Consider the following 22046-nt stretch of genomic DNA (forward strand, 5'->3'; position numbering starts at 1 on the left):
GACATGGATTTCACTCAAGCTCAAATCGAAGTCGTGAGAGCCGTAGCGGGCAGTTTTCCTGCCGTAGACTGGCAGGCGGCAATACTGGACTATGAAATTCAGCAAGTCTCCGACGGGTTCGATTCTGACTATGTTGGAGTTGTGCTGATCCGCGGATCCGATGGCGCTTTGACGCAGGATCAATTTTACCTCGATCGAACGGCCCGCGAGGCCTGCACGCAATTGTTCCTTCAGCGCAAACAGGACGCTGGCGAGGACATTGCCGGATTTGTTCTTCGGATTGAGCATCCCGGTAAATATCGGTTCGACTTCAAGGATAAGGCAAAACGCCTCGAAGGTGTTTGGGATGCCGAGGGCGAAGGCTATCTCGATAACTACCTTGAGCATTATCAGCGGGAAAAGGCTGCAGGTTAGGCTGTCTTCGCGCCCGCCCCCTTGGGCCAAAACCACGGCAACAATGCACGCTTGAGGTGTGGCGCATTTAGCGCATGTGATGCCGTAGGGCAGCGATGATCAAAAACCGCCTTTGAACAGAGCCGCCGCAGGCCTATCCGGGCTTAGCTGTATGAGCGAGATTGCAACTCATAAATCGCCCACATGGGGCAAGGAACTGCGCGCGACAACCCTGCTTGCCGCGCCGCTTGCGCTCGCCAATTTGTTGCAGGCTGCGATCTATATCGTCGATGTCATTTTCATCGCTCGGCTGGGTGAAGAGCCGCTCGCTGCATCGGGTCTGGCCGCTGGTCTGTTCGGCCTTGTTGTATGGACCCTCGCATCATTGGTTGGTGCTGTTGCTCCTCTGATTGCGGAGGCGATTGGATCGCGCTCCACCTCGTTCAGGCCGGTGCGCCGCGCAACCAGAATGGCGCTATGGCTCGCCGTCATCGCTGGCATTGGCGGTATGGGATTTGCCCTGCTGCTCGACCCGGCGATGCGCCTGACTGGGCAAGAGCCCGCGATCATCGGCCTTGCGAATGAATACAATCAGGTGATTATCTTCTCCCTGATCCCAATGCTGTTGTCGGCTGCTTTGCGCAATTATGTCTCCGCATTGGGGCGCCCGGTTGTTGCCACCGCCATTACCGCGCTTGGCATTCCGGTGAACGCGCTGGCGAACTACGCCTTCATCTTTGGCAATTTCGGTGCGCCAGAACTCGGCTTGACGGGAGCTGCGGTGGCGACAATCATCACGGCACTTGTGACCTTGGGCGCCTATGTGGCGATCATTTTGATCAACCCAGCGCTGGCCCGCTATCACATATTCTATCGCTTCTGGCGGCCCGATTGGAAACGGCTTGGTATTATCATTCGCCTCGGCACTCCGATTGCCCTGACCGTAACTGCGGAGGCTGGCGTATTTAGCGCAGCGGCCTTCCTTATGGGACGCATTGGCGCGGCAGAGCTCGCCGGGCATATCGTCGCGCTGAATATTGCGGCCTTGGCGTTTCAAGTGCCGTTCGGAGTTGGCCAAGCGGCGACCATCCGCGTCGGCTATCACTATGGCGCGCGAGAGATCGAAGGCATTAGACTGGCCGGATGGGTCGCGCTTGCCATTGGCACCGGCTTCATGGCTCTCACCGCAACAGCGATGGTTCTGGTTCCGGAATACTTGCTGCTGATCTTTGTCGATACCGCTGATCCAAAGAATGCGGCCTTGGTTGGCTTCGCATTGCAGTTTCTCGTGCTAGCCGCAGCTTTCCAGCTGGTCGACGGAGTGCAGGCTGTCGCGGCAGGCGCTTTGCGCGGCGTGCAAGATACGCGCGTGCCAATGTGGATCGCCATCTTCAGCTATTGGGTGCCCGGTTTTGGGCTGGCATTGGGGCTGGGCTTCTTCACGCCATTGCAGGGTGTAGGCGTGTGGATTGGCCTCGCCGTCGGCCTCGCCTGTGCAGCCGTTCTTCTGACGTGGCGGTGGATGCTGCGGGAACGATTGGGTCTAACCGCGCGCCCGCTTTGATCCATCCGGATTGCCGCATGCAAAAAAGTGCATGGCGCGCTGTTGACTCCGCATCCCCCCATCCCCATTTGCCCCTCGCTGGCACTCTCAAGCGGAGAGTGCCAATCTATTTATCAACCTAAGAAGAAAGGTCATCATTATGGCATTTCGTCCGCTGCACGACCGCGTTGTCGTGCGCCGCATCGAAGCCGACCAGAAAACCGCTGGCGGCATCATCATCCCTGATAGCGCGCAAGAAAAGCCAAGCGAAGGCGAAGTCGTCTCCGTTGGTGAAGGGGCACGCGATGACAGCGGTGCGCGTATCGCGCTCGACGTCAAAGCTGGCGACCGCGTTCTGTTCGGCAAATGGTCCGGCACCGAAGTCAAGATCGACGGTGAAGACCTGCTGATCATGAAGGAAAGCGACATCATGGGCGTGATCGGCTGAGCCGAGCGATCCCAATAGCTTTTCAATCAATCCAATTTTTCAGGAGAATCAATCATGGCTGCTAAGGACGTAAAGTTCGGCCGCGATGCCCGTGAAGGCATCCTCAAGGGCGTAGACACGCTCGCCAACGCCGTAAAAGTGACGCTCGGCCCGAAGGGTCGCAACGTTGTCATCGACAAAAGCTTTGGCGCACCGCGCATCACCAAGGACGGCGTAACCGTCGCCAAGGAAATCGAACTTGCTGACAAGTTTGAAAACATGGGCGCGCAAATGCTCAAGGAAGTTGCGTCGAAGACCAACGACCTCGCCGGTGACGGCACCACCACTGCAACCGTTCTGGGCCAGGCCATCATCCGTGAAGGCATGACCGCAGTTGCAGCCGGCATGAACCCGATGGATCTGAAGCGCGGCATTGACACCGCCACTTCAAAGATCGTCGAAGATCTCGTGGGCCGGTCCAAAGAAGTCGCTGGCTCATCTGAAGTTGCCCAAGTTGGCGTGATCTCCGCCAATGGCGACAAGGAAGTCGGCGAGAAAATTGCCGAAGCCATGGAAAAGGTCGGCAAAGAAGGCGTCATAACGGTTGAAGAAGCCAAGGGTCTCGAATTCGAGCTCGATGTGGTTGAAGGCATGCAGTTCGACCGCGGCTATCTGTCGCCGTACTTCATCACCAACCCGGACAAGATGACGGTCGAACTCGAAAACCCGTACATCCTGATCCACGAAGCCAAATTGTCGAACCTGCAAGCTATGCTGCCAGTGCTCGAAGCGGCTGTTCAAAGCGGCCGTCCGCTGCTGATCATCGCTGAAGACATCGAAGGCGAAGCGCTCGCGACCCTCGTGGTCAACAAGCTGCGCGGCGGCCTCAAGGTTGCTGCGGTTAAAGCTCCTGGCTTTGGTGATCGCCGCAAGGCAATGCTGCAAGACATCTCGATCCTTACCAAGGGCGAAATGGTCAGCGAAGATCTCGGCATCAAGCTCGAGAACGTTACGCTGGGCATGCTGGGTGAAGCCAAGCGCGTCACCATCGACAAGGACAACACCACGATCGTCGACGGCGCTGGCGCTGAAGAAGATATCAAGGCCCGCGTCGGTGAGATCAAGGCTCAGATGGAAGCCACGACCAGCGATTATGACCGCGAAAAGCTGCAAGAGCGTCTGGCGAAACTCGCTGGCGGTGTTGCTGTGATCAAGGTTGGCGGCGCTTCGGAAGTCGAAGTGAAAGAACGCAAGGACCGCGTTGATGACGCGCTCCACGCGACCCGCGCAGCTGTTGAAGAAGGCATCGTCCCTGGCGGCGGTACTGCGCTGCTGTACGCCTCGAAGGTTCTCGAAGGCCTCAAGGGTGAAAACGACGACCAGACCCGCGGTATCGACATTGTTCGCCGCGCGATCCTGGCACCGGTTCGTCAGATTGCTGCAAACGCTGGCCATGATGGTGCGGTTGTTTCTGGCAACCTGCTACGTGAAGGCGATGAGACCCAAGGTTTCAACGCTGCAACCGACACCTATGAGAACCTCGTCGAAGCTGGCGTGATCGACCCAACCAAGGTTGTTCGCACCGCATTGCAAGACGCAGCTTCGGTTGCTGGCCTGCTGATCACCACCGAAGCAGCGATCACCGACGCTCCGGAAAAAGAAGGCGCTGGCGCCCCTGCAATGCCTGATATGGGCGGCATGGGCGGTATGGGAGGCATGGGCGGCTTCTAAGCCCTCATCCCCTTCTAAAGCTTACAAAAAAGCCCCGGTGGAGCGATCCGCCGGGGCTTTTTCGTTGTTACAATCGCAAATCACGCCTTTCCATTCGCTCAGGGTTAACGCATGGATAATGCGTAACTCAAATAACGACGGACTGTCTCGCGATGAAAAAATACGCTGCCCTGCTTCTAGCCTCTGTTGCTGTGACCGGATGCGACATGATGAGCGCTCCCGTCCCAACCATCGAATGCGCCACCACGCAAACCGAATGCATCAACACTTGGTTTGACGAGAAGTTTGAAGAGGAGCTGAAATTCAGCCCCATCCGGCAGACCGCGCTTGGCCGCAAAACGGATTATGACAAAATCGACGACCTTAGCCTCGCGGCGCAGGCCGCTCAGATCGAATGGTGGCAAGCTGCGACCGCCGAAATGGAAGCTAACTTCGACTATGATGAGCTGTCCGACGAGGCCAAGCTGTCATGGGACATGTGGCAATTTCGCAAGGAGCAGGCCGAAGCAGCGGCTGAGTTCAACAGCCAAGAATACATCCTTCACCAAATGAACGGCACGCACACCTCGCTGCCCAGCTTTGTTATCGGCCAGCATAAGGTCGAAGATGAAAGCGACATGACCGCATTCATCGCGCGGCTGGGTGGGATCGGCACGGCGATGGATCAATTGCTAGAGCGCGCACAAGCCAATGCAGAGGCTGGCACCCGCCCTCCTCGCTTTTCCTATGACGCAGTCATCGCAGAATCGGGCAAACTCATTAGCGGCGCACCGTTCGATGATGGCGAACCATCGGCGCTGTGGGCGGCGAGTGAAGAGCGGCTTGCCGGTCTGGTTGAAGCGGGCACAATTACTGAAGAGCGTGCCGGTGAATTGCGCGAGGAAGCCCGCACGGCCCTCACCGACCAGATGGCGCCCGCGTATCAGCGCGTAATCGATTGGTTCACCGAAGATCGTCCCAATGCCGATGAGCAAGCACAAGGCGTTGGCGCATTGTCAGACGGTGCAGATTTCTACGATTACCGCTTGGGGCTGATGACCACCACCGAGCTGACGGCGGATGAAATCCATGAGACAGGGCTCGCCGAGGTCACCCGCATTCGCACCGAGATGGAGGCGATCAAGGACCAGGTCGAGTTTGATGGCGATCTGCAGGCCTTCTTTGCCTTCATGCGCGAAGACGACCAGTTCTATTATCCCAACACCGATGCGGGCGCGCAGCAATATATTGATCAGGCCGAGGAACATCTCGCCTTCATCAAAACGAAATTGCCTGAGTTCTTTGGCACTCTGCCCAAGGCGGACCTGGTCGTAAAACGGGTGGAGCCTTTCCGCGAGCAAGATGGCGCGGCGCAGCACTACCGCGTTGGTACGCCCGATGGTTCGCGGCCCGGCGTCTATTATGCGCACCTTTCCGATATGCGCGCCATGCCCATCCCGCCGCTGGAGGTGATCGCCTATCATGAGGGCAATCCCGGTCACCACATGCAAGGTTCCATTGCGCAGGAGCTGACTGGCATTCCAAAATTCCGCGCACAAGGCGGCTATATCCCAGCGTTCGGCGAAGGCTGGGCGCTCTATTCAGAGCTGCTGGCGAAGGAAATGGGCGCCTATGAAGACCCCTATTCTGACTTCGGCAGGCTGACGACTGAGATGTGGCGGGCGATCCGGCTGGTCGTCGACACGGGCATCCATTCCAAGGGCTGGAGCGAACAGCAGGCGATCGATTACTTCCTGGAAAACTCGCCCATGCCAGAGACAACGGTGCGCTCCGAAGTGCGCCGCTACATCGTTATGCCGGGCCAGGCGACCGCATATAAAATCGGCATGATCCGCATCCAGGAACTCCGCGCCAAAGCCGAGGAAGAACTGGGCGAGAGCTTCGATATTCGCGGCTTCCACGATACGGTTCTGGGCGGCGGCTCGGTCCCACTCAGCATCCTGGAAAAACGGGTTGATCAGTGGATCGCGCAGTCAAAAGAGGGCTGAGACCACTGCGTTAGAAAAGGAAGGGCGGGATGGCTCAATTGCCGCCCCGCCCTTTGTTTTGCTCGCGCCAGATGTCTGGTGATGCTGAGCGTTAGCCGCCCCTACGGCTGTTCGCTGCGGCTTCAATCACATCCGCGTCCCAAGTGACTTCGGTCTGGGTCTGCGGGTTGAACCGGGTGTTGGCATAGCTTGCGGCTTCTGCTGCGGCGATTTCCTCAGCGGTTAGGAACTCGCTTGGCTCAAGTGCGAACACATCGATACCGCGGGTGATCTCGGTCCCGTAAATGCGGCCATTGTACCAATAAGACGACCAGTAACCGCCGACGACCAATTGCTCTGCGTCAATCGGACCGCGATCGAAATAGGCGATCTCAACTGGGTTTGAGCTGTCGGTGAAATCCATCACGCTGATCCCGCCTTGATACCAGGATTGCACGAACAGATCGCGGCCTGGCACCGGCACGATAGAGCCATTGTGCGCAACGCAGTTTTCCTTGTCGCCCTGGGGTGCAGGCATTTTGTAATGGCTGCGGAATTCTAGCTTGCCCTCGGCGATATCGTAGATCGCATTCGCGCCCCACGTCATCGGATCAGATGCGCGGCAACGTGCACGGCCGCCGCCGCCCCATTCATCGGTGAAGATCACTTTCGTGCCATCATTGTTGAACGTTGCGGAGTGCCAATAGGCAAAGCCTTTGTCGAACACGGCATCGATCCGCACCGGGTTCATCGGGTCGGAAATGTCGAACAAGATGCCATTGCCTGAACACGCACCCGCCGCGATATTCTTACTCGGGAAGACCGTGATATCGTGGCATTCGTCGGTTGGGCGAGTGTCCTGCGTGCCCTCGCCGCTGTCACCGCCAGTCCAAAGGCCCGCAATGCTTCCGGTTTCTGGATCAGCAAAGACGCGCGGTGATTTGACGATACGCGACTGAGATGGATCGGCCAGCGGGATTTCGATCACGTCGATGCTGAACAATGCCGTTCGCGTATCACCCGCGATATCGCCAACACAGCCTGCCAGCTCGTCTTCTTCCCGAATGCTGGACGTGCCGGAATTGTAGACGATGATCTTTGTATCATCGGCGCTGACGATGGAGTGTGTGTGGCTGCCCCGGCAGGTCTGCACGCCGCCGACTTGGCGCGGACGGGTCAGGTCTGAAATGTCAAAAATGCGAAGGCCGCGAAAACGGTCTTCACTCACATCTTCAGTAACGCCCTGTAGACCGCAATCGACGCGGCCACGAGTTTGCTCGACGCTCATCACTAGGATGTCGCCGACAACCGAGACGTCCCCTTGGCCGCCTGGACAGACGACCGAGCTCATCAGATTGGGCGCGCCATCCTCGCTCAGCTTGTAGATGTTGAAACCATGGTAGCTGCCAGCGACCATGATATCGTCGAAGAAGGCCATATCCGTGTTGGCAAAATCGAGCAGAGGTGAGCGCTCAGCAAACTTCGTGAGGTCTTCTTCCTCGTCGCGAAGCGGCGTGTCCTCAGCAGGCTCAGCGTCTTCTGCGGGCTCGTCTGCGTCCACTGCTTCGTCTGCTTTGTCCTCTTCCTCATCGGGGATCGCTGGACGCAAATCGGCCGGGTTAGCCGGATCGAAGAAGCCAGCGGGTTTGGACAGGCTGGCAACTTTGCGCAGGTTGAGGATTGCTTCGCCGGCATCGGCAAAGCCCGCTTTCAATGTAGCGCGCGGGTCAGCGGAGAGACTCGCCAAAACAGTGTTCATCTTATCAATTTCGCTGGTCTGGTCGGCGTCCACGTCGCCCGCGAATTTGAACAACACCGGATCAGCCGCACTACCCGGCTGGCCGAGCAATTCTTCGACCATATCGATTGCGCCTTCGTGATGAGCAATCATAAGAGTGAGGAACAGGCGATCAAATTCCACGCCAGAAGCCGCCGCCAGGGCAGCCATTTGTTCCGGACTGGCCATGCCAGCCATCATATGGTGCATGTGCGCCGCATGGCCTGCATGACCCGGCATTTGAGTTGCCTCGCCGCGATCTGTCAGCCAGCCTTCCATGAATTCAATTTCATCGGCTTGGCTGGCTTCTATCCGGCCGGCGAGTGCCACCACTTCTTCGCGGTTCGTCCGGTCTTTTACCAAGACCGCCATATCAACCGCCTGTTGATGGTGCACAATCATGCCCTGCATGAAGGCAACATCGGCTGGGGAATGCGTGGTCGCGGCAATCTGAGTTGCTTCGTCAGCGCTCAGCACGCGGCCTTCTTGGCCAGGTGCGCCAGGCTGCACAATCGGAGCGTTTTGCGCGAGTGCGAGGCTGGAAGTTCCGAGCAAAAGCCCAGTAATCGCGAAGCTTGAGGTTTTGACGATCTGTTTTGTCCGAATCATTAGAAATTTACCCTGTTCCAAAGCTTGACGATCACCCTGCCGGGGCGCTCGCTACAGTCAAGATCAATTAGCGCGCGGCCAAAGCTCAAATGCGACAAGCTGTAACGCTTGATTAGTCCATGGATTGATAACCTGCACGGGCTGCGCTGGTGTCCAGCGAATCCGGTCGCTTGCGACACACCGTTCATCGCGAGCGATGAAACTAATGCTTGCCGCGGCGAATCGCTCATTGTTAAGCCTCCGATAACCCTAGTTGAGTACATTCGCTTCATGTTCAAACGTCGTCTCGCACCACTTTTCGCAGGCTTAGCGGCCACCCTCCTGATCTCCAGTCCAGCATCTGCGCAAGGCAATGAGCTGCTTGCCAGCTTTGACAATGCATTGGGCACGGATGTTCGCGACCCGCAGAGTTTTGAGGCCGTCTATGCCTCTGGCTTTGAGCAACGGATTGCTGAGCTGGCGGATGGCGACAAAGGGCGTATTGGCGTCGCAGCGGTTGATCTGGCGACAGGTGACCAGCTTTATGTTCTGGGAGACCAGCTGTTCCCGATGGCATCGACCAGCAAGATTGCGGTCGCTGGTGCCTATCTCGAGATGGTGGAGCAAGGACGCTATTCGCTCACAAGCGAGTTTCCGCTGCTCATTCCGATCCGTTCGGCAAAGTACTCAAGCGCCGCTGCGCCGGTGCGCAAAGGCAATTACATGCAGGCGATCGATCTCATCGAGATCATGATCACGCGTTCCAGCAACCCAGCAACCGATGCTTTGCTTGCCGCAGTTGGCGGGCCAGAGCGAGTCAACGACTGGGTGCGCCGCCAGGGCATTGAGAACTTCAGCATTGACCGCGATATCGCGACCTTGGTCCGCGATGATGGGGAATATGACCCCGCCGCTTGGATTGACCCGCGGGATTCCGCGACGCCAAAGGCAATGATCCAATTGCTCCAGGGTCTCTATCGCGGTGACTTCTTGTCCGCGCAAAGCCGCCGCGTGCTGCTGGGCGCAATGAGCCGCACTCGCACGGGCAAACGCCGCATTGTGGCTAATATGCCAGCGGAGGCGCGCGTCAGCCACAAGACTGGCTCGCTCAACAACACATCCAGCGATGTTGGAATTATCGAGGCACCCGATGGCCGGGCGATTGCGGTCGCTATCTATGTCACGGGGCAAGGGTCGCGATTGGCCCGGGAACGCCGGATCGCTGCAATTGCGCGCGCGCTCTATGACGGCTTTGGAGCAAAGGCACGCAATCAGCCAAATTGGACAAACGCGCCGCACAGCGGCGGCTGAGCCAAGAACCCAAAGCGCTTCGCCATTAGAAAACGCGGCGCATAGAAAAAGGGCGGCACCAATATGGCACCGCCCTCAATCTGATTAGCTAAAGCTAAAAGGCTGAATTACTCAGCAGCTTCGCCGGTCATTGCTTCTTCAGCAGCTTCGGCAGCGCCTTCAGCAGCTTCAGTTACTTCAGCAGCAGCGCCTTCGGCAGCTTCGCCGGTTGCTTCAACAGCACCTTCAGCAGCTTCGGCAGTCGCATCAGCAGCGCCTTCAACAGCGTCCGCGCCTTCTTCAACAACAGAAGTTGCGTCAGCGGCCATCGCGTCAACGGTTTCACCAGCTTGTTCAGCGGTTTCAGAGCATGCAGCAAGGCCAAGAGCCGAGCCAGCAACAGCGGCAGCAAGAATCATTTTACGCATAGGATTCAATTCCTTATCCAGCGAGTGTGTTAAGCACATCCGGTCCCCCCGGAGAATGCCAAAGCCAAGTCTAAAATGCCCGGCTTCGAGTTCTTAAATAGTGGCAACTTTGTGGCAGCGCAAGGCCAAATCGCCTTTTTTGCCATTTTTCCGCCTTATTTGCCTCTCGCTCTATCGTTGCGCGCTATTGCGTGGGGATAGCCGCGATGCCTTGATCAAACCGACTTATCACCTGCCTTGCGCGGTGCTAGCACCGCATCATGGCCGAGCAACAACACCTCTATCTCGTCGATGGTTCATCCTATATTTTCCGGGCGTATCACCGTCTGCCCCCGCTGACCGACCCCGAGGGCACGCCGGTTGGCGCGGTCTATGGCTACACCACCATGCTGTGGAAGCTGGCCGAGGACCTCGATCAAGCCGATGGCCCAACACATATGGCGGTCATTCTGGACGCCTCGTCCAAATCATTCCGCAACGATATTTACCCGGATTATAAGGCGAACCGCCCTCCTCCACCGGAAGACTTGGTGCCGCAATTCCCACTTATCCGGGATGCGACAAAGGCGTTCAGCCTGCCGTGTATCGAACAAATGGGTTTGGAGGCCGACGATTTGATCGCCTCCTATGCCCGCGCTGCACAGGCGCAGGGGTGGAATGTCACCATTGTCTCGTCCGACAAGGATTTGATGCAATTGGTGGGAGAGCGTAGCGGCGGGCGGGTCGACATGCTCGACACGATGAAGAACCAGCGCATCTATATCCCTGAGGTCGAGGAGAAGTTCGGCGTTGTGCCCGAGCTGGTCGGCGATGTTCTCGCTTTGATGGGCGACAGCGTCGACAATATTCCCGGCATTTATGGCGTTGGCCCAAAAACGGCGAGCAAGCTGATTGCGGAGCACGGCTCGCTCGGCGCAGCTCTCGACTCCGCGCCAGATATGAAGAAGTCAAAACTGCAGGAGCGCTTGCTTGGCGGGCGCGAAGAGGCGGAGCTGAGCCGCGTCCTGGTGGCGCTCAAGGAAGATGCCGATCTGCCGCAGCCGCTTGAAGATTTTAAGCTGGAAAGCGTGCCCGCCGAACCGCTTGCGGCGTTCCTTCAAAAGCATGGCTTTACCAGTCTGCTGAAACGTCTCGGAGCGGGCAGTGGTAGCCCTGAGCGCGCGACCAATCTTAACCCAGCCAAGGCTGAAACGGCAGGTGATGCCGGTACAGAAAAGGGCAGCAGCCAAGCGCTTCCCGAGATGCCAGCCGTTGACCGCAGCGCCTATGAGACGGTGCAGACCATGGAGCGGCTGGAGGACTGGATCGCGCGAGCATTTGCTGCGCGAAAGGTGGCGGTTGATACCGAAACCTCTTCACTTGATGCAATGCAGGCGGAGCTGGTCGGCGTCAGCCTTGCTCTGGGTCCAAACGATGCCTGCTACATCCCGCTCGCGCATGGCGGGGTTGATCTGCTTTCGGAAAAACCAGAGCAGGTTGCTCGCGACGCAGCGCTTGCCGCCCTGAAGCCATTGTTTGAAGCTGATGCGGTTTTGAAGATCTTTCAGAATGGCAAGTATGACCTCAATGTGCTGGCGCAACATGGTTTGACCGTCAGCCCAATTGAAGACACGATGGTGATGAGCTTTGCGCTTGACGCCGGGCGCGGGGAACAAGGCCTTGGCGGCGGACATGGGATGGATGACCTTTCCGTGCGTCACCTTGGCCATACGCCATTATCGTTCAAAGAAGTCTGTGGAACCGGCAAAAAGCAAATCCCGTTTGGCGAGGTTCCGCTCGACCGGGCGACCGAATATGCCGCCGAAGATGCCGATGTAACGTGGCGGCTCTATCAGCACCTCAAACCGCGCCTCTCATCAGAAGGCGGCTCGCAAATTTACGAGCGCGTTGACCGGCCATTGATCCCGGTAGTCGCCGCAATTGAGCGCGAGGGCATCAAGGTCGACCGCGCGCGGCTGGCGAAACTGTCCGAGGAATTCGCAATCGAAATAGCCTCTCTCGAGAAGCAAATTCATGCGGACGCAGGCCAAGAGTTCACCGTTGGCAGCCCCAAGCAGCTGGGTGAAATCCTGTTTGATAAGCTCGGCTATAAAGGCGGACGAAAGGGCAAAAGCGGGCAATACTCGACCGATCACAGCACGCTGGAGAAACTGGCCGGAGAAGGCGCAGAGATCGCCAATAAGGTGCTCGAATGGCGCCAACTGGCAAAGCTCAAGTCAACCTACACCGACGCTTTGCAAGAGGCGATCAATCCCAAGACGGACCGCGTGCACACGAGCTACAGTCTGGTCGGCGCGCAAACGGGCTAGCTGTCCTCAACCGATCCAAACCTGCAGAATATCCCAATCAGAACCGCGATTGGTCGCCAGATCCGCGAGGCCTTTGTGCCTGAGCCGGGCAATGTCCTGCTCGCGGCTGACTATTCGCAAATCGAATTGCGACTGGCCGCACATATGGCCGATGTAGGTACGCTCAAAGAAGCCTTTGCCTCAGGCGAAGACATCCACTCGCGCACGGCGAATGAGATGTTCGGCGAAGTGACCAGAGACACGCGCGCGCAGGCGAAGACGATCAACTTTGCTATCCTCTATGGCATATCACGCTGGGGACTGGCGGGACGCTTGGAAGTCGAGCCGGACGAGGCGCAGGCCATGATCGATACCTATTTCAAGCGCTTCCCTGGCATCCAGAGATACATCATGGAAACGCTGGAAACAGTGCGCGAGCGCGGATATTCAGAGACATTGTTCGGGCGAAAGACCTGGTTCCCCCGGATCAAGTCGAAGAACCAGGCCGAACGGCAGGGCTCCGAGCGCGCCGCCATCAATGCCCCGATCCAAGGCACCAGTGCCGATATTATCAAACGCGCGATGGTGCGCATGCTGCCAGCCTTAGAAGAAGCAGGCCTGCCCAATGTTCGCATGCTTCTTCAGGTTCACGATGAACTGGTGTTCGAACTGCCAGAAGACGATGTGGCGAAGGCCAGCCCGGTTATCGAGCGCGTGATGGCGGAGGCGGCACTGCCCGCAGTTAAACTCGATGTGCCATTGCAGATCGAGATCGGGACCGGGCCAAGCTGGGACGCCGCCCACTAACTGACTGCTCACAAAGCTCAGCGCAGCGGGCACGCAGGCGCATCCAAGGTTGTATTCGCCCGCTCGTCTGCATAGGTGCGCAGCATGCTTGATCAATTCAATCCCGCCAATCTTACCATCGACTGGTTCGCGTGGGGTGTCGCGGGCCTCGCCCTGCTACTGGCGATCGGAATCGCATATCTGATCTATCGGCTTGTCTATGGTGCCGTCAGCAAGCTGACCAAAATGTCCGAAACCACGGCGGACGAGATGATCGTTGAGCGTGTCCGCCTTCCGATCAAATGGTCTTTCATCGCCATCGGGATAACGATTGCGGCTCAGATGAATGCCGAGCTGCAATCGATCTGGGAGCCGCTGGCCAAATTCCTGCGCCCGGCGCTGCTCGGCTGGATCGCCTACACTTTGGTAAAAGGCTTCACCGCCGCACTCGAACTCAGGTTGGAAGCATCAAGCGATCCGGTCGCGATGCGCAGCCGTAAAACCCGGATTGCGATCTTGAGCCGGACGGCGACGTTCACCATCATCTTTATCACCGTGGGCCTGATGCTACTCGGCATCCCTGCCGTCCGAGACATTGGTACAACACTACTGGCGTCCGCTGGCCTCGCCGCTTTGGCGGTTGGTGCTGCCGCTCAGCCTGCGCTCAAATCATTGATCGCAGGGCTTCAGGTTGCTCTAACCGAGCCGATGCGCCTAGGCGATATGGTCAAGGTGGACGGCGAAGTAGGCCGCGTCGAAGAGATCCATATGAGCTTTGTCAAAGTTCGCACCTGGGATGAAAGAGCGCTGATCGTCCCAACCACCCGCTTCCTCGACAACAGTTTTGAAAACTGGTCACGCAAGAGCGAAATGCTAACCGGCCCAGTCTTCCTGCACCTCGATCCAGCCGCTGAGGTCCCGCCGATCCGCGAAGAGTTTGAGCGCTTTGTTGGCTCGCACGAGCTGTTTGATGGGCGCACCTGCGCGATGCTGATGACAGAAGCCTACCCAGAAAGCATGGAGCTGCGCCTTTCGATGAGCGCGGCGACCATTGGCGATCTGTGGAACCTGCGCTGCGAGACGCGCGAGCACATGATTTCCTGGCTTCGGAGCAACCAGCCGGATGCGCTGATCCGGCACCGGCTCGAAGTGCAATCCGCCAATGAGCGGGTCCAAGGAGGCTAACCACCTCTTTAAACTAGCACATCATTCGTGCTTTTTGGCGCGGGTCGGCTCCAGCTTCTCTGGCTGCAAGAAGCCGATCGGATTGACTTCAGCAGCGCGCTTTTTGAGCTCACCGCGCATCTTGCGATATTCGGCTTCCATCTTGCCGGTAACCGTCGCGCGGGAGTCTTTCAGCGCCTCTTCGAAGTCCTTTGCCATCACCTCTTCAACGTCGTTACCCATGCGGTGAAGCGCGTTGAGGCCAGCTCTGCGCACGACATCCTCGAGGTCCGCTCCAGTGAAGCGTTCGGTCTTGCCGGCGACCACAGATAGGTCGACGTCGCTCGCCAATGGCATCTTCGACGTGTGGATCCGCAAGATGTGCTCGCGGCCTTCCGGATCGGGTGTGCCGACATAGACAAGCTCGTCGAAACGGCCCGGACGTAGCAGCGCGGGATCGACCAAGGTCGGACGATTGGTAGCCCCGACCACAACGACCGATTGCAAATCCTCCATGCCGTCCATCTCAGCCAGAATGGTGTTCACCACACGGCCAGTCACTTGCGGCTCGCCTTGGCCCGATCCGCGGGCTGGCACCAGGCTATCGATCTCGTCAATGAAGATGACGCACGGGGCAACCGCGCGAGCGCGCGCGAACATGCGCGTGATTTGTTGCTCGCTCTCGCCATACCATTTGGAGAGTAGGTCAGAGCTCTTCATCGAAATGAAGTTCGCCTCGGCCTCTTTGGCGACGGCTTTTGCAAGCAAGGTCTTGCCCGTCCCGGGAGGGCCATAGAGCAAGAAGCCTTTCGCCGGGCGAATACCCAGACGCCGGAATGCATCCGGCTTCTTGAGCGGCAGCTCGATGCCTTCCTTGAGCTTCTCGATGGCATCGCCGACGCCGCCAATGTCATCCCATTTGACATTGGGCACTTGCACCATGACTTCGCGCATCGCGCTCGGCTGGATCCGTTTGAGCGCGCCCAAGAAGTCCTCTCGGGTCACACAGAGTTCTTCGAGAACCTCAGGCGGGACGGTTCGCGCATCAAGGTCCAGCTTGGGCATGATGCGGCGAACCGCATCAATCGCAGCTTCGCGCGCCAATGCGGCTAGGTCTGCGCCCACGAAGCCGTGGGTAACGCGGGACAATTCATCGAGGTCAACGGCGCTCTCAAGAGGCATGCCGCGAGTATGGATCGATAGGATTTCGCGCCGCCCCCCTTGATCGGGAACACCGATAACGATTTCCCGATCGAACCGGCCAGGACGCCGCAAGGCTTCGTCAATCGCATCAGGCCGGTTCGTCGCGGCGATCACGACAAGGTTGGCGCGCGCCTCCAGCCCATCCATCAATGTCAGCAATTGCGCAACCAGCCGTTTTTCCGCTTCGCCGGGGACATTCTGCCGCTTTGGCGCGATAGAATCGATTTCGTCGATAAAGACAATCGCTGGCGCCGCGCGGGTCGCTTCTTCAAACACCTCGCGCAGGCGCTTTTCGCTCTCACCATAGCCAGAGCCCATGATCTCAGGGCCATTGATGGTGAAGAACTCGGCATCGGATTCGTTGGCGACCGCCTGAGCGAGCCGCGTCTTACCCGTTCCAGGAGGGCCATGCAGAAGGACGCCCTTGGGTGGATCAACACCAAGTCGCGTAAACAGCTCTGGATAGCGAAGCGGCAATTCAACCATTTCGCGCAGAGCTTGGATCGTGTCGGACATGCCGCCGACATCGTCATAATTCACGGCAGCGCGAGCATCACGCGGCTCTTCAAATTCCGTCCGTAATTCGACTTCAGTGTTTTCGTCGATATGCACGATGCCCTTGGGCACAGTGGCGAAAACAGACAGGCGAATTTGTGTCAGCGCGTAGGCAGGAGCGCGAAGCATTTGGCGTACGTCAGAGGGCATGTTCTGGACCGGCTGTTGTCCGGTGGTCGCAACCAAATCGCCTGCCACCAAAGGACGGCGGAAGAAGTTTCGCTTCAGGGCCTGTGTCGGCCCTTGCAGGCGCATCTCGCGCTGGGCCTAGCGCGAACACGACACGTGTCGCTGGACGAGATTCAGCCGCACTTAGCTCGACCTTCTCGCCTGAGCCTGCCTCTGCATTGCCGCGTTGCAGGCCGTCGAGCCGCACCACGTCAAGAGTGTCATCCTCGGCGTATGCAGCCATAGCAATCGCAGCGGTTGTACGTTTGCCAGCTATCTCAACGATGTCACCTTCGGTTATGCCGAGAGCTTGGAATGCAGAGCGCGGCATGCGCGCGATGCCCTGACCCGATTCTTCCTGCCGGGCTGGCGCCACTTGCAGCCTTGTTGTTCGGGTTGGCGGCGCAGCTTCGGCATCAGCCATTCATCACTTCCTCTTCGGGCGGTTTTCTAGTTGCAGGCCCTTGTAGCTAGGAAGACTGGCATGGGAATGCAAATGCGCAGGCTTGGCGCTGTATCCGACCGCGGCTTTAGAGAACGATGGAGCGCGGGGCGCGACTCGTTTCGAAAGGAAAAAGCGCGCCCCAAAAGAAAAAGCCCGGTCCAAAGACCGGGCTTAAAAGTTTGGGAGAGGATGCCTGTTAGGCACGCGAAGACATATGCGTAGACAAGGCATTTTGTGCAAGTGCGAAAGGCGCATTTAAAGTTGCATGAAACGCAATTAAATTTGTGCAGTGATTTATCAAACCATTGATTATAATAGTTTTATAAGTTGCAATTGTCGCAAAACTGTCATGTTTCGGCGCTGATTTTCACTCCTCAGCCCGCCCAAAATGTTGCAGCGCACTATCCGCATACGTATGCGGTGAATGATGCAAATAGCCGCCAAGCAATCACATCGCCTCAATCCCTAGTCTTGGCCGAAACGACTCGCCAAAGCAGACGGTGAGGTGGTGACAGCCAATCCTCAAACGACTAATTGACGGACCAACATTCAACCCCAGCCAAGGCTAGCCCCATCCATGAATAAGCTTTTCCCAGATGCAGCGACCGCTCTTGAAGGTGTGATCGCAAATGACATGCTGATCGCCGCAGGCGGATTTGGCCTATGCGGCATTCCAGAGCGCCTTCTCGATGCAATCCGCGACAGCGGCGTCACTGGACTAACCTTTGCCAGCAACAATGCAGGCATTGACAACGAGGGCATCGGCAAACTGCTGCGCACCAAGCAAGTCTCGAAAATGATCAGCTCCTATGTGGGCGAAAACAAAGAGTTCGAACGGCAATTTCTTGCTGGCGAGCTGGACGTCGAATTCTGCCCTCAAGGCACATTGGCCGAGCGTATGCGCGTCGGCGGTGCGGGCATTCCAGGTTTCTACACCAAGACCGGCGTGGGAACTGAGGTCGCCAAAGACAAAGAGCATAAGGACTTCGGTGGTGAAACCTACATCCTCGAGCACGGGATCTTCGCTGATCTGGCCATCGTAAAGGCATGGAAAGCGGATGAGACTGGAAATCTTGTGTTCCGCAAAACGGCGCGCAATTTCAACCAGCCAGCGGCGACTTGCGGCAAGGTCTGCATCGCCGAGGTCGAGGAAATCGTCCCTGTGGGTGAGCTGAGCCCGGATGAAATCCACTTGCCCGGCGTATTCGTCCAACGTCTTGTAATGGGCGCGCCCTACGACAAGCAAATTGAGTTCCGCACCACGCGCGAACGCGTCAGCGCCTGAATCTCGGAAGCTGACGTTAGAGGCTGACACATGCTCCCCCACCGCTCGCCATTGATAGCCGGAGTGCTCGTCGCAGCATTTGCGCTTAGTGGATGCGTTGCGGGTTTTATTCCCGTGGTTGCCGAGCGGAGCGCTAGCCGGAGCGGACATTAGCCGCGACAGACGGGAAGCTAGAGACCTGACAGCGAGCGCCGAGCTGGAGGCGAGCCAAGGTGAAGTCGCCACAAACCAAACGGGACTAGCGACCACGGGCAGCCAAGTACCTGCGTCCATACGCGAAGGTGCGCTTATCGCTCCGGTTTCGAATGCTGGTCAATTCACAGATTTACTCACTTATGCGCGCGAGCAAGCAGGCCAGATATTGTTGCAAACTGGCGAGAATGCTCCGCCCGCCAGCACTGCCGTCCTCAGCAATCCCGCGGCACTCGACGGCAAGCGCGATGAGTGCGGAGAACGCACGCCCACTGTGCTGATCGACTTGGACCCAGACGATGGTCTGTTTACGCCGCCAAGCACTCCGGCGGCTCAGCCCGCTCTGGCAGACGGTCTAGCCAACTTGCGGGCACTCGGCCTTGAGATAACCTGGCTCTCCGCCAATTCCGCAGCGGACGCTGGCAAAGTGAGGCGCGCGCTGCATGCCTCTGGTCTTGATCCTGAAAAGTCAGATAACCTGCTGCTCATGCGATACCAAGCCGACCGCAAACAAACGCGGCGGGGCGAGCTGTCGGAAACCCATTGCATCGTTGCGATTGCCGGCGACACGCGCAGCGACTTTGACGAACTCTATGATTACCTTTTGAAACCCGAAGCCGCCTTTGCCCTTGAGCCGATAATCGGCAATGGCTGGTTCCTTATTCCCCCAGTGCTTGGTCAAAATTGAAAGCAACACACATGTCAGATGAAAAAACCGGATGGTCTCGCGACGAAATGGCAGCGCGCGCTGCTCAGGAATTGCAGGATGGCTATTACGTCAATCTTGGCATTGGCATTCCGACACTGGTCGCCAATCACATTCCAGAGGGCATGCATGTGACCCTGCAGAGCGAGAACGGCATGCTTGGGATTGGGCCGTTCCCTTACGATGATGAAGTCGATCCTGACCTGATCAATGCGGGCAAGCAAACGATCAGCGAGCTGCCGCACTCAGCCTATTTCGACAGCGCCACCAGCTTTTCAATGATCCGTGGCGGTCACATTGACCTGACCGTGCTCGGCGCGATGGAAGTTGCCGAAAATGGCGATATCGCCAATTGGATGATCCCGGGCAAGATGATCAAAGGCATGGGCGGCGCAATGGATCTAGTCGCGGGCGTCAAAAAGATAATCGTAGTCATGGATCACAACAGCAAAGCGGGCGATCCCAAGCTCATCCCCGAATGCACATTGCCGCTAACGGGCAAGAACGTGGTGGATATGGTCATCACGAATTTGGGCGTGTTTCACCGTGAGAACCACGATAGCCCGTTCCGACTTATTGAGCTGGCTCCAGGCGTCACCGAAGCGGACATCGCGGCGAAGACCAGCGCGAAATATGAGGTGGCGCTGGTTTGAAAAACCTTCGTATCCTGATCGCGGCATTCTTCGTTGTCCTGCTAGCAGGCTGCAACAGTGAGCCGCGAGTGATGTATTTTGTAGCCGACGATGGCGATGCTTATGCAACCGGCTTTGCGGTATGCGGCGGAGCAATCCCAGGAGGGGATTCGGTTACTGACTTCACGAGCGATGGCTACAAATACCGCATGCTATGGGCCAAGGGCACCATGTGCGAGCGGGGCGCCAATGGCGCCTTAGGCTCCAGCTACACTCTGCACACCGGCAACAATGCGACCGCGACACATGTCTATGTCGACCGATCCGGAGTGCTGATGGATCATATGGAATTTGGCCCTAAAGGCCGCATCTCCACCGCCCCGCGCAGCACGCTGGCAAGCAACATCGATGCGATTGCGCTCGGTTTGTTAGGTGGGCTGGCACTAGCCATATTCGTAAGCTTTTTGAGAAAGAGACGCGGTCCCACAGCGGCGCAATCGGGCAATCACCCAAACGGCACACAGATCATTCTGGATGAGCATAATTTCCCAGCAACAGATGTGGTCCGAGCGCTAGGCGCAGGTGCAGTTTTAAGCTGCGCCAACGGCTATCCCATGAATGTGATGGATCCACGCCAAACCCAAGATGACATGAAATGGCTGCTGGACGAAAGCTGGCACGTTTTTGGCGCCGACGATCTAGAAAACGCATTCCAGCACCTACTTCGATACGGGCATTCGGAGGTTCTCGATTGGATGATTGAGGAATCCCTTGCGGTTGCCGAAGCCCAGCTCAGAACAAGGCTGATCGAGGAGTTCCAACAGGACCGCGATGCGACTGAGCTTAGCGAATTTGCCACCAATTTCGGCCCAGCGGTGGAATGGATGCGCGAGGCAGGGTTTATCGAAACTGACGCGGATCTCTTACGCGGAACAAGCGCATTCGATATCGACCGAGCGGTCTGGCTGGTCAGAACGGGGCTTGGTGCAGGATACCTCTCACGGCGCACCGCATTGGACATGGTGATGCACGCCGGTGACCATGCCCGTGCCCGTTTTGGCAGTTGGCGAGAATATGGCACCAGCGTGTTGTTGGGCCGGGCCATCTGGGGAGGTGTCGACGATAAACCAGGGTTGTTTGCCGAGCGCGCAGCAATCGTTGAAACTCTGATGACAGATCCGCGTAGCACCTGGGTCACAGCGGGTTGGTGGCCCGCCGTCGAAGAAGGGAGCACCAGCCCTGATCCGGATGAAGGCGAGGTCCAAGGCCCCGACATCCCAGAGTCCGGCCCCACGGTCCATTAAGGCAATGTGGCTCGAAAATCCGCGCAATACGAATGCCCCGCTTGCCGGCCTGCGCGTGTTGGAACTCGCGCGTGTGCTTGCTGGGCCATGGGCAGGGCAAATCCTTGCTGACCTCGGCGCTGATGTCATCAAGATCGAAAGCCCTCAAGGCGATGGCACCCGGCTGTGGGGTCCGCCTTGGATTGAGCGAGAAGGCCGGAACGGCGCGACCGAACGCGAGGCTGCTTATTACCACGCTTGCAACCGCGGCAAGCGGTCGGTCAAAGCCGACTTTACGAGCCCGCAAGATCGGCAATTCGTCCGCAGTCTTTGCGACGAAGCGGACGTGGTGCTGGAAAATTTCAAACCCGGCACACTCACAAAATTCGCCTTGGATTATGAGAGTATCGCGCACTCCAACCCTAGGGTCGCATATTGCTCCATCAGCGGATTTGGCCAAGACGGGCCGAGGCGTGATGAGCCAGGCTACGACTTCGTTATCCAAGCGATGAGCGGCTTCATGTCGCTGACTGGCGAACCCGACGGCGAGCCTATGAAACATGGCGTATCCATTTCTGACCTTTCTTGCGGCCTCTATGCCGCCAACGCGATTCAGGCCGCACTGCTGATGCGAGAGCGCACTGGCAAGGGGCAATGGATCGATATGAGCCTGCTCGATTGCTCAGTCGCCTTGCTCGCCAATCAAGCGACGAGCTATTTCACGGCGGGCCAAGTGCCGCCGCGCATGGGCAATGCACATGCTCAGGTGAGCGCCTATGGCGTCTTCCCGACGCGCGATGGCCCCGTCGTTCTTGCGCCCGCCAATGATGGCCTCTTTCGCAAGCTACTGAACGTGCTCAAGCGTGAGGACCTGCTGAGTGACGAGAGATTTGCGACCAATGAGGCGCGGATCGCCAACCGAGAACTGGTTGACGATATGATCGCACAAGAAACCACGAATTGGGCACGCAAGGACTTGCTAAAAGCCTGCGCAGTCGCAGGTGTACCCGCAGGGCCGATCAATGATCTTGATCAGGTGTTTTCGGACCCGCAAGTGCAGGCCCGCGGTCTCAAGGTCGAGCTAGACGGACAGCCGGGCGTGCGCAGCCCATTTGCATTCTCTGACGCAGAGCTGGCGCTGGATCGCCCATCACCAAGGCTTGGTGAGGACACCCCAGACCCCGCGTAGAGCTCG

The 22046-nt window shown here is 57.8% G+C and carries 14 protein-coding genes and 2 pseudogenes; 13 read left to right on the forward strand and 3 right to left on the reverse strand.

The annotated features are described in order from the left end of the window. The first annotated feature begins 3 nt into the window (after positions 1-3). The 5 genes from AC0V6U_RS12810 to AC0V6U_RS12830 all read left to right on the forward strand — a co-directional run bounded on the left by AC0V6U_RS12810 (position 4) and on the right by AC0V6U_RS12830 (position 6082). The gene (locus tag AC0V6U_RS12810; RefSeq protein WP_472643548.1) at positions 4-414 is read left to right on the forward strand and encodes a hypothetical protein; all 411 of its coding nucleotides are present in this window, start codon (positions 4-6) and stop codon (positions 412-414) included. 151 nt (positions 415-565) lie between these two features. Further along, complete coding sequence (locus AC0V6U_RS12815; RefSeq protein WP_472643549.1) at positions 566-1957, forward strand: MATE family efflux transporter; 1392 nt, start codon at positions 566-568, stop codon at positions 1955-1957. A gap of 139 nt (positions 1958-2096) precedes the next feature. Further along, the gene (gene groES, locus AC0V6U_RS12820; RefSeq protein ID WP_472643550.1) at positions 2097-2384 is read left to right on the forward strand and encodes a co-chaperone GroES; all 288 of its coding nucleotides are present in this window, start codon (positions 2097-2099) and stop codon (positions 2382-2384) included. A gap of 54 nt (positions 2385-2438) precedes the next feature. After that, entirely contained in the window at positions 2439-4094 is a 1656-nt protein-coding gene (groL, locus tag AC0V6U_RS12825) for a chaperonin GroEL (RefSeq protein ID WP_472643551.1), read from the forward strand. Between the two features lie 152 nt (positions 4095-4246). Beyond that, positions 4247-6082: a DUF885 domain-containing protein gene (locus AC0V6U_RS12830; RefSeq protein WP_472643552.1), complete on the forward strand. Its 1836-nt coding sequence runs from the start codon at positions 4247-4249 to the stop codon at positions 6080-6082. Between the two features lie 91 nt (positions 6083-6173). Here AC0V6U_RS12830 and AC0V6U_RS12835 read toward each other — a convergent pair whose 3' ends face one another. Then, complete coding sequence (locus AC0V6U_RS12835; protein ID WP_472643553.1) at positions 6174-8447, reverse strand: DUF305 domain-containing protein; 2274 nt, start codon at positions 8445-8447, stop codon at positions 6174-6176. A gap of 270 nt (positions 8448-8717) precedes the next feature. On the opposite strand from AC0V6U_RS12835, the gene AC0V6U_RS12840 reads away from it, so the two are divergent. Next, positions 8718-9737 carry a serine hydrolase gene (locus AC0V6U_RS12840; protein WP_472643554.1) on the forward strand — a complete coding sequence of 340 codons (1020 nt, stop codon included), beginning with the start codon at positions 8718-8720 and terminating at the stop codon, positions 9735-9737. A 107-nt stretch (positions 9738-9844) separates the two neighbouring features. Here the strand turns inward: AC0V6U_RS12840 and AC0V6U_RS12845 are convergent, their stop codons facing one another. Next, positions 9845-10144, reverse strand: a complete 300-nt coding sequence (locus tag AC0V6U_RS12845) for a hypothetical protein (RefSeq protein WP_472643555.1) — start codon at positions 10142-10144, stop codon at positions 9845-9847. A gap of 260 nt (positions 10145-10404) precedes the next feature. Between AC0V6U_RS12845 and polA the strand changes: the two are divergent. Next, positions 10405-13239: pseudogene (gene polA / locus AC0V6U_RS12850) on the forward strand (DNA polymerase I). 84 nt (positions 13240-13323) lie between these two features. After that, the gene (locus AC0V6U_RS12855) at positions 13324-14403 is read left to right on the forward strand and encodes a mechanosensitive ion channel family protein (RefSeq protein WP_472643556.1); all 1080 of its coding nucleotides are present in this window, start codon (positions 13324-13326) and stop codon (positions 14401-14403) included. Positions 14404-14424: 21 nt separating this feature from the next. On the opposite strand, the pseudogene AC0V6U_RS12860 reads toward AC0V6U_RS12855, so the two are convergent. Beyond that, positions 14425-16732 (reverse strand): annotated as a pseudogene (locus AC0V6U_RS12860) (CDC48 family AAA ATPase). Between the two features lie 598 nt (positions 16733-17330). On the opposite strand from AC0V6U_RS12860, the gene AC0V6U_RS12865 reads away from it, so the two are divergent. From AC0V6U_RS12865 to AC0V6U_RS12885, 5 genes are all read left to right on the forward strand, one after another. Next, positions 17331-18038: a CoA transferase subunit A gene (locus AC0V6U_RS12865; RefSeq protein ID WP_472643557.1), complete on the forward strand. Its 708-nt coding sequence runs from the start codon at positions 17331-17333 to the stop codon at positions 18036-18038. Between the two features lie 361 nt (positions 18039-18399). Beyond that, positions 18400-18918 carry a hypothetical protein gene (locus AC0V6U_RS12870; protein ID WP_486169490.1) on the forward strand — a complete coding sequence of 173 codons (519 nt, stop codon included), beginning with the start codon at positions 18400-18402 and terminating at the stop codon, positions 18916-18918. An 11-nt stretch (positions 18919-18929) separates the two neighbouring features. Next, positions 18930-19589 carry a CoA transferase subunit B gene (locus AC0V6U_RS12875; protein WP_472643559.1) on the forward strand — a complete coding sequence of 220 codons (660 nt, stop codon included), beginning with the start codon at positions 18930-18932 and terminating at the stop codon, positions 19587-19589. Next, positions 19586-20872, forward strand: a complete 1287-nt coding sequence (locus AC0V6U_RS12880) for a DUF1266 domain-containing protein (protein WP_472643560.1) — start codon at positions 19586-19588, stop codon at positions 20870-20872. The genes AC0V6U_RS12875 and AC0V6U_RS12880 overlap by 4 nt, the downstream gene beginning before the upstream one ends. Positions 20873-20876: 4 nt before the next feature. Next, positions 20877-22040, forward strand: a complete 1164-nt coding sequence (locus tag AC0V6U_RS12885) for a CaiB/BaiF CoA transferase family protein (RefSeq protein ID WP_472643561.1) — start codon at positions 20877-20879, stop codon at positions 22038-22040. The last annotated feature ends 6 nt before the right edge of the window (positions 22041-22046 follow it).

It is taken from the genome of Erythrobacter sp. W36 (genome assembly GCF_057364935.1).